Source organism: Phycisphaeraceae bacterium (genome assembly GCA_019636655.1).
Taxonomy (GTDB): Bacteria; Planctomycetota; Phycisphaerae; order Phycisphaerales; family UBA1924; genus JAHBXB01.
Window position 1 is genome coordinate 1,274,272 of sequence record JAHBXB010000001.1, and the last position, 9,211, is coordinate 1,283,482.

At 68.0% G+C, this 9,211-nt stretch carries 5 protein-coding genes; 1 reads left to right on the plus strand and 4 read right to left on the minus strand.

The window, feature by feature from the left end; genetic code table 11:
• Positions 1–17: 17 nt before the first annotated feature.
• Together KF745_05380 and KF745_05385 are read right to left on the minus strand one after the other, a co-directional pair.
• Positions 18–1,829, minus strand: coding sequence for a fumarate reductase/succinate dehydrogenase flavoprotein subunit (locus tag KF745_05380; protein MBX3357842.1), 1,812 nt, complete (start codon positions 1,827–1,829; stop codon positions 18–20).
• Between the two features lie 19 nt (positions 1,830–1,848).
• The gene (locus tag KF745_05385; protein MBX3357843.1) at positions 1,849–2,709 is read right to left on the minus strand and encodes a hypothetical protein; all 861 of its coding nucleotides are present in this window, start codon (positions 2,707–2,709) and stop codon (positions 1,849–1,851) included.
• A gap of 264 nt (positions 2,710–2,973) precedes the next feature.
• On the opposite strand from KF745_05385, the gene KF745_05390 reads away from it, so the two are divergent.
• Positions 2,974–3,615, plus strand: coding sequence for a hypothetical protein (locus KF745_05390; GenBank protein MBX3357844.1), 642 nt, complete (start codon positions 2,974–2,976; stop codon positions 3,613–3,615).
• 64 nt (positions 3,616–3,679) lie between these two features.
• Here KF745_05390 and KF745_05395 read toward each other — a convergent pair whose 3' ends face one another.
• Positions 3,680–7,213 (minus strand): hypothetical protein, encoded by a 3,534-nt coding sequence (locus KF745_05395; protein ID MBX3357845.1) that lies wholly within the window; start codon positions 7,211–7,213, stop codon positions 3,680–3,682.
• Positions 7,214–7,256: 43 nt separating this feature from the next.
• A complete protein-coding gene (locus KF745_05400) occupies positions 7,257–8,831 on the minus strand; it encodes a hypothetical protein (protein MBX3357846.1) in 1,575 nt (524 codons plus the stop codon).
• Positions 8,832–9,211: the final 380 nt, after the last annotated feature.

Sequence of the window (9,211 nt, forward strand, 5' to 3'; positions counted from 1 at the left end):
TTCTCTCAGCCCACCGCCTACTTCTGCTCCTCGATCACCTTCTTCAGATCCTCCCGCATCGGATGGATCGCCTCCCGCCTCAGCCGCATCGAACCGTCGCCCGCCTTGCTCACCACCGTGTTGTGACCGGCGAACTCCTTCGACTTCTCCGGGTAGTCCTCGCGGAAATGCCCGCCCCGGCTCTCCCGCCGGTCCAGCGCCGACCGCGCCACCGCCTCCGACACCGTCAGCAGGTTCCCAAGGTCCAGCGCCGTGTGCCACCCCGGGTTGTACTCCCGGTTCCCGTCGATCCCCGTCCGCGCCGCACGCTCACGCAGCACCGCCAGACCATCCAGCGCCGCGGCCATGTCCGCCTCCGTCCGCACGATCCCCACCTTGTCCTGCATCATGTCCTGCAACTCGTGCTGCACCCCGTACGGGTTCTCCCCGCCGGGCCGATCAAACGGCGACAGCGCCGCCTTCGCCGCCCCCTCCACCTGCGACGCCTCCACCCGGCTCTCTCCCTGCCCGCTCGCCCACTTCGCCGCGTGCTCCCCGGCCAGTTTCCCGAACACCAGCAGGTCCGACAGCGAGTTCCCGCCCAGCCGGTTCGCCCCGTGCAGCCCCGCGGCCACCTCTCCCGCCGCGAACAGCCCCGGCACGCTCGTCATCTGCGTCTGCCCGTCCACCCGCACCCCGCCCATCACGTAGTGCGTTGTCGGCCCCACCTCCATCGCTTCCTTCGTGATGTCAACCCCCGCCAGTTCCTTGAACTGGTGGTACATGCTCGGCAGCTTCTTCTTGATGTGCTCCGGCGCGTTGGGCAGTTTCTCCTTGATCCACGCGATGTCGAGGAACACCCCACCGTGCGGCGAGCCCCGCCCCGCCTTCACCTCGCGGTTAATGCACCGCGCCACGTGGTCCCGCGTCAACAACTCCGGCGGCCGATGCGCCTCCTTGTCTCCCGTGACATACCGCCACCCCTCCTCCGCGTCCTTCGCCGTCTGGTTCTTATAGAGGTCGGGGATGTCGTTGAACATGAACCGCTCCCCCTTGTTGTTCACCAGCCTCCCACCCTCGCCGCGCACCCCTTCCGTCACCAGGATCCCCCTCACGCTCGGCGGCCACACCATCCCCGTCGGGTGGAACTGCACGAACTCCATGTCCATCAGGTCCGCCCCCGCCTCGTACGCCAGCGCGTGCCCGTCCCCCGTGTACTCCCACGAGTTGCTCGTGATCTTGTACGCCCGACCGATCCCCCCCGTCGCCAGCACCACCGCCTTCGCGCGGAACACCCGGAAGCGCCCCCGCTCCCGGTCGTACCCGAACGCCCCCACCACCCGGTCCCCGTCCTTCAGGAGCGTCGTCACGGTGTGCTCCATGTACACCTCGATCCCCTGGTGGATCCCGTGATCCTGCAGCGTCCGGATCATCTCCAGCCCCGTCCGGTCCCCCACGTGCGCCAGCCGCGGATACTTGTGCCCCCCGAAGTTCCGCTGCAGGATCCGCCCGTCCTGCGTCCGGTCGAACAGCGCCCCCCACGCCTCCAGTTCCCTCACCCGGTCCGGCGCCTCCTTCGCGTGGATCTCCGCCATCACCCAGTTGTTCAGGTATTGCCCGCCCCGCATCGTGTCCGCGAAGTGCACCCGCCACCCGTCCCGATCATCCACGTTCGCCATCGCCGCGGCGACCCCGCCCTCGGCCATCACCGTGTGCGCCTTGCCCAGCAGCGACTTACACACCAGCCCCACCGACACCTTCGCCGCCGACGCCTCGATCGCCGCCCGCAGCCCCGCGCCGCCCGCGCCGATCACCAAGACATCGTGCTCGTGAGTTTGATACTCCGCCATCGCGCCTCGTCCTCTCGTCTCAGAGAATCCGGTAGTCGTGCCACACGCCCATCGAGCACATCCGCACGTACAGATCCGTGAACCCCACCCACACCAGGCTCATCCACGCCCACAGCATGTGCCGCTTGTTCAAGCACGTCACACACTCGTACGCCGACCGCCTCGCCCCCTCCCCGATCTCGTCGCACCGCCCGCCCACCAGGTGCCGCAGCGAGTGGCACCCCAGCGTGTAGCCTCCGAGCAGGATCGGGTTGATCGTCAGCACCAGCGACCCGACGCCGATCCCGAACCGCCCCCCCTCGCCCCCGGCGCTCCCCGGCGCCCCGTGGAACCAGTATGCCTTCATCGCGTCCCACGCCAGGATCACCAGGAACCCCAGCGCCAGGTACAGGAAGTACCGGTGCACGTTCTGTAGGATCAGCGGCAACTTCCGCTCGCCGCGGTACTTCTTCCCCCGGAACCCTGGCTCCCCAACCGCGCAGTTCAGCGGGTCCGCCCAGAACGCCTTGTAGTACGCCCCCCGGTAGTAGTAACAGGTGAACCGGAACCCGCCCGGCGCCCACAGAATCAACAGCGCAGGCGAAAACGGGATGAACGCCGGCCAGATCTTCAGCAGCCACCCCGGCGCCGCCCCGAACCACGCATGCCCCGATGCCTGCCCCGGCGCCTCCCACAGCAGCGGCGAATAGAACGGCGACAAGTACTCCGCCCCGCCCCCCGAATACGAGTAGTGCGCCCCCTGGAACGCCGCCCACGTCGAATACACGATGAACCCCATCAACCCCGCAAACACCGCGGCGGGCTGCACCCACCACGAGTCCACCCGTGATGTCTCGCCCAGCCGCTGAACCTGCGGCAGGTGAAGATCGACCCTCGCCATGGACGCCTCCTGAGTTCCCCGGGTCAGCGGGGCCACCAGCATACCGCAGGAGCCCCAATCGTGCCCTGCTCCCGAAATCACAGCCCACAACGGGAACGGGCTTCTTCCGAGCCCTGACCTGATGCCAACCGACCCCGAGCGGTCGTCGCCCGCGCGGCTCACAATCGCTTCCGATGTATCTTGTTATGCGGTCGAGCCGGTCGCATTCCTGCCACCGGTTCCGCCCCCCATCCGGGGGCCGGGGGGACTTTGAGGAGAGAGAAGATGCTCAGCGTCTCGGTCCAACTCGTGGTAACCGGCCTGCTCGCGTCCAGCGCCCTCGCGCAGTCGTTCAACATCGATGTGGGCGCCGCAACGCCCACTCCCTCCAACGCCTACGGCGCCGCCGCCGCCCAGCCCGGCGTCTGGAACGCCTACGCCGGCGGCACGCTCAGCAACCTCCTCGACACCGGCGGCTCCGTCACCGCCGCCGCGATCACCGCCACCGGCGGGTTCGCCTCAGGCTTCAACGATCCCCTCACCCTCGGCGACGACGAGGCCCTCTTCGACGACTTCCTCGCCATCCCCTTCTTCGAGACCTACACCGTCAGCGGCCTCGCGCCGGGGAACTACGACGTCTTCGTCTACACCTGGACGTTCGGTCCCCTCTCCTCTGGTTTCGACGTCAATGCCCAGGGCATGCAGGTCGTCGGCGGCGTCTGGGCGAACGCCTTCACCCAGGGAGTGACGCACTCGTTCAACTCCGTCTCGCTCTCCTCGGGCCAGAACATCACCATCGATGTCCATTCCATCAACGGCGCGCTCGGCGCCATCACCGGCATCCAGATCGTCCCCATCCCCACCCCCGCAGCCCCCGCGCTGCTCCTCCCCGCCGCGGCGACCGCCCTCCTCCGCCGCCGAAGGTAGCACCGCCCATACCCCCGTTCCAAGCGCCGGCCCTGCGGGCGCGAGGTGATCCTCGCGCCCAACGTTACCGCTGCAGGATCGACGCGATCCACGACGCTCCCTGCACGCCCGCGAACCCCAGCAGCGGCAGCGCGATCGCTCGGAACAACGGGTCGTCCTGCCACGCCGCGAACGCCCCCTCCCGCATCCCCTTCATCTGGTCGATCAGCCGCTCCGCTTGCCGCGCGCGCCGAGCCGCCCACTGCGAGAGTTCCTCCCCGTGCGCCATGGAAAACGCGCGGATCACTACCCCCTGCACCTCCCGCGCCCTTGTCGTGGTGCACAGGAGCCCCCCGGTCGGACCCCGCTCCAAGTCCGAAAGATCGACATCCTCGACATTGGCACCGTTCGCCCAACTCTCCCCAAGGCGGCGCATGGCGTGCGGGTTCAGGGGCACCGGCACGCCCTCCGCGTACCCGACCGCAAAGAACTCCTTGGGGTTGCCCCGCCCGCCGGGACGTACCGGCAACTTGAACTCTATGACGAGTTCCCGCGAACTCAGCCGTTCCGCGTCCGGGTGCACATCGGGCCGCGCTACGACGTGCTGCAGCCGTTCGATCTCGATCCCCCTCGCCCGCTCCGCCGCCCGCCGCAGCATGTACCCCGCGTACACCGCGATCGAGAGCGACACGCCGAACAGGCCCAGCGAACTCAGGTCGCTCGGCCACCGGTCGAACCGCGGGTGGTAACTCAGCACCGACAGCAGGATCAGCGCCACCGGCCAGTAGATCAGCGAGTTGACCACCGCCGTCCGCTGCGCGATGTCCTGCACGTCGAGCAGGTAGCCCACCAGGCTCTGGTCAACGCCATACTCCCGGCCCGCCTCCCGGATCTTCCTCGCCGGCCAGCGCGACCTCCCAGACGCCAGGTTCGAGATGTACCTCGTGTGCACCCTCGCCGCGTCCCACACCACGAACACGACCACGTTCACCAGCACGACGACCATCGTGGTCAAAGTCGTGTCGATCGCCCGCGCCACGACACCCCGCACGCCGTGCGCCGACGAATCCGCCAGGATGTACACCGCCACGACACCAACCCCGAACGGAACCGCGAGCAGCAAAATGCGCAGCGCCACCGCCGCCGGCCTCAGCCTGGCCTCGAGCTGAAGCTGCAGCTTCGCCACCCGCACCTCGCCGTTGGACCCTTTCCTGCACGGCGGCTCCCAATCGATCACACCGAAGTTCTTCCACCCCGAACTCCACGCCTCGCGCGAAAAGAACTCCCGCCCCCACGTCCGCCCCGTGTGCCGCCACCGCGTCGCGATCGCGTACCGGCACAGGAACACGACCGCGAGCGCGATCGTCACCACGTGCACGATCTCCGGCACCCACACGCTGATCCCGTTCCCCCACGAGAACGGCTCTCCGTCCGGCCCCGACCCCGCCGCGATCATCGCGATGCACGCGGCCACCAGCGCCCACAGCACCCCGATCCCCATGAACCCCCACCGGTGAAACGACCGCCACGGGAGCGACCTGCGGGACACCTCCGAATACCACGCCCCCTCGCCGAACCGCCACGTCCACACCACGAACAGCCCCACCCCGGCGATGGAGAGAACCACAAGCAGATACCCGACAATGTGCGACGCCTCGTGGAGCGTCCCCGTCGCCCACAGCAGGCCGGCCAGAGCCAGCGGAAACCCGAGAAGGGCGTAACACCTCAGCGTCGAAACCCGGCCGGGATCATCCAGCCTGATCCGCGACGCCAGCACGCTCAGCCCGATCCCCCCCGCCAGCACGAGCAGCAGCACGATCCTGCCGGCAGGCATCGACGCAAACCCGAGCACCGGCGGCCCCGCCGCCTCGTGGTAGTAGATCCAGTCCCGGGGCGGCTCCGCAGGCCCCGCGATGCTGAGGTCGACCGCTCCATCGGTCGAGACCTCGTACGTGCGCCCGCCCGGCATCACCTCGCCGGTCAGCACGCCCCTGATCGCAGGACGCTTGGCCTCGTTGCCCTTCCCGGCCAGCACCGCCGCGGCCTCGTCAACCCGCCCCAGCGACATCCCCCGCAAGACACCGATGAACTGCGCCGTCTGGTACGAACTCCGGAACGCCGGGATATCCCTCTGCAGCACCGAGTGACACGAGAGCCCCAGGTGCGACACCACCACCAGGTTCCGCATCACCTCAGAGTTCGCCACATCCTCGTGCTGCCCATACAGGTCGGTGGTCAGCACCAGCACGTCGGGAAAGTTCCGGCGGATCATCTGCACCAGAGGCCTCACGTCCCACGGGTCGCTCGCTCCCACAAACACCGCCCGCAGCCGCCCCTCCCGCGACCGGTTGAGATCCCGCTGCGTCTGCCGCAGCATCCGGAAGACATAGTCCAGCTGCGATTGACCCGCCGACGCCACCGCCGAGGCCATGTCCGGCGCCGACGACCCGGTGGCCGCCGTGCCGCCCGCCGACCGGTCATCGCTCCGGGCTCGCGGCACGCTCAACGTGTCCCCGTCCACCGTGCGCAGGAAGCCGATCGTACGGATATCCGCGTCCGTCGTGTCACCAATCACCCGTCGCAGCGTTTCCGGCCACGCCCGTCCCCACGCCGAATCCCGCTCATGCACCACCACCACGACATCCCGCCCGTTCTGCGGCCTGATCCCCCTGAGCTCCAACTCCATGACCATCCGTTCCAGGAGCTGCCAGTCCGATCCCAGCACCCGGTTCACACAACCCGGCGCCACCTTAACCCCGTCACCCGCCTGCACGTCGATCCATTTCGCCAACACCGTGCCCTGCTGCACATTCGGAAACAAGAGCCGAGAGTCGGCCGTCGAGGTGGCATTGATGCTCGCCACCATCATCTTGTTCCCTTTGTCTTCTCCGTGACGCTTCGCCCACTCCAGCACACTCGTCCTCAGGTTGTCCGAGTTCCCGCGAAGCTGAACCACACGGACAATGTCGTTCGCTCTGCGGAGCTTTGAAACCAGCTCCTCCAGGCTGCGCAGCGGGCTCCCATCCTCATCTCGGATCACCCGCGATCCCAACCACAGCACCAGACACTGATCATTGAACCCGGCCCGCTCCGCGCGCGTCGGATCGGGCTCCCACCACTCGTACGCCATGATCGATCCGAGCGTAACCGGCCGCGCGTCTTCCCCGCCGACCTCGACGTAGTCAACCCGCCGTCGCCACCGCGCCACCGGCGCATACCCCAACCGGTGCAGCGCCGCGATCGCCGCCTGACGCGTCCTCATCCGCTCTTCTTCCCCCTCGGCGGTCGGCGAGTCTCCCATCTCAACCGCTAGCACGCTCACATTCCCAGGGATCTCGGGCCCCCTGATAGACAGTTCGCCATTCCAATTCCATCGCTCCCTCCCCGCACCCTTTGACCCCACAATCGCCGCCCTCGCCGCCCCCAGTGGATCCTCCCACGATCGCACCAGCGCCCCATCCGTTGACGCCACCACACTCTCCCCCGCCGGTGGCGTCACCGGCCGTTGACTCTTGGGCGCCGACGACGGCACCGTCCCGACCAGCCCGCCGACGATCGCCAGCAGCAGGGCGCCGATCCACCCCTCCAGCCCCGCCGCGCGAGCAATCTGCTGTGCCATCTCGGCCGCTCCTGGACCACTGCCCCCGCCGCCCCGCCCCTCGTTACACCTCGTTCCACGCCCGCGCCGTCAGCACCAGCACCGCCTCGATCCCCGGCCGAGTCCGCTGCTGCACCGGAATCCTGAACCGGATCCGCCCATCCGCTCCCGCCTCCCCCGTCGCCTCCCTCGACGTCCGGTTCGGCGTCTTCGAGTCGTACCCGTACCGCAACCGCCACTCGCCCCCCTCCTCCTCCGGCGGGATCGCCTCGATGTTGATCTTGTCCCGAAAGAGATACCCGCCGTCGTAGTGATCGCGGAACATGAGAAACCCGTCGCACTCGTATTGCGGAACCAGCACCCCCAGGTCCACGCTGAACCCCAGCGACACCCGCTCCGTGTTCACGCGCGACCGGCAACTCAGGTACGTCGAGAACAGGTGCGGCCTCCGCCCGGGTGCCCGCCCCCCGCCCGGCTGCTCGACCAGCAACTCGTCATACGCGGCGAAGCTCGCCGACCCCTCCGCCGTCACCCGCCGGTGCAGGTCCCACATCGCCCCGCGCACCCGCACAACCGTCTCGAAGTGGTACGACGCCCGAATCCGCCGGCCCTCGTCCCTCTTCTTCTCCACCTCCGGCGGCAGCGTTAGCGACGAGACCTCAAGCTCCCCGTCCACACGCACGTCCCCGAAGAGGAACCGCACCATGTTCTGGTACCCCTCCTCCGAGTTCGTGATCCCGTACGGACCCGAATGGCTCCGGTGCACGAACGCCCGCGGCGAATGCCTCTCCTGCCCCTCCCACCGCCCCGACACGCACGCGTTCTCGATCTTCACCAGCCCGTCGCTCATCGGCCCCACCACCCGGCGCGACATCCCCATCGCCACCTCGTAGTCCCGGTCGTTGGTCCCCACCAGGCAGAAGAACCGCTCCGGATCGAACGCTCCGTTCAGCGTCGCCACGCTCCCCGAGTGCCCCGCCGGCAGGCCGAGGTACCGCGCCATCCGCTCCCGGTTGAACGTATCGACGTGGTTGGTCGACAGCAACCCCGGAACGTTGCCCAGCAGCCTCAGATCAATCCCGTCGTGCGGAGTCGCGTACGTAAACACCTTGTCCACCACCCCGCGAGCCTCCGCGATCACCCTCCGCTCCGCCTCGTCGCCACCCAGCGAACCGTTCTGCAGCATGCACCGGCAGATCAGCCCGCCCATCGAGTGCGCCACCAGGTACACCCGGAAGCCCTCTCCCCCGCCCACCCGATCCCGCACATCAAGAATGAGCCGCGCCAACCCCCTCGCATACCCCTCAATCTCCCCATCGCTGCCATCACCAAAGTCCCGCGACACCGTGTCGTAGTACCGGTAGATGACCACCGAGCGAGCCGGCACCTTCCGCCCCATCGCCAGCGCCTCCCCGCCATTGAACACATCCAGGTACCCGTGCTCTTTCATCAGCCGGACTAGCGGCGATTCAAAGAAATGCCGGACCACATCCCCCGTCCACAGCTGCCGCAGCCGGCACGACCCGGCATTCAGACCCATGTACGGATCCGACGTCGCCTCTTCAATGGCGTGCTGCGTCCCCGCATACCCGCGCACGTACACAATCGGGTGGTATGGGTGCGCCTGTTCATCGGCCATCGGTGCACACCTCGCCGCGGGCGCCGCCCTCCCGGGCGAGCGCGCCGCACCGCCAATCCGCACCCCTCAACCGGGACCCGGCAAGCCAGACCATTCGTTGTGCAACCTGCCATCACGAGCCGTGGAGAACCCACTGGCGCCACCGTGCGCTACTACTCTCTACGTTCCCCGCACCTCAATTGTTCGCTGCTGCAGCCCTGTACCGAGCGGGCCCTTGCCCAGATCACACGTTATTGTGGGTTCTATTGAACAACACACCCCCACTCAGGCTCCTGCAGCCCCCTCCCACCTTCCGATCTATCTTCCCTACCCCACAGATCCGTGCCGCAACCTCCACGACAAGCACAGCCAAACCACCCCCCCCCCCCCCCCCCCCCCCC

What these genes read in the sequence shown, in the direction of transcription:
- KF745_05395 (MBX3357845.1), bottom strand. Translation starts at nt 7,213, where the DNA reads ATGGCACAGCAGATTGCTCGCGCGGCGGGGCTGGAGGGGTGGATCGGC.
- KF745_05390 (MBX3357844.1), top strand. Translation starts at nt 2,974, where the DNA reads ATGCTCAGCGTCTCGGTCCAACTCGTGGTAACCGGCCTGCTCGCGTCC.
- KF745_05380 (MBX3357842.1), bottom strand. Translation starts at nt 1,829, where the DNA reads ATGGCGGAGTATCAAACTCACGAGCACGATGTCTTGGTGATCGGCGCG.
- KF745_05400 (MBX3357846.1), bottom strand. Translation starts at nt 8,831, where the DNA reads ATGGCCGATGAACAGGCGCACCCATACCACCCGATTGTGTACGTGCGC.
- KF745_05385 (MBX3357843.1), bottom strand. Translation starts at nt 2,709, where the DNA reads ATGGCGAGGGTCGATCTTCACCTGCCGCAGGTTCAGCGGCTGGGCGAG.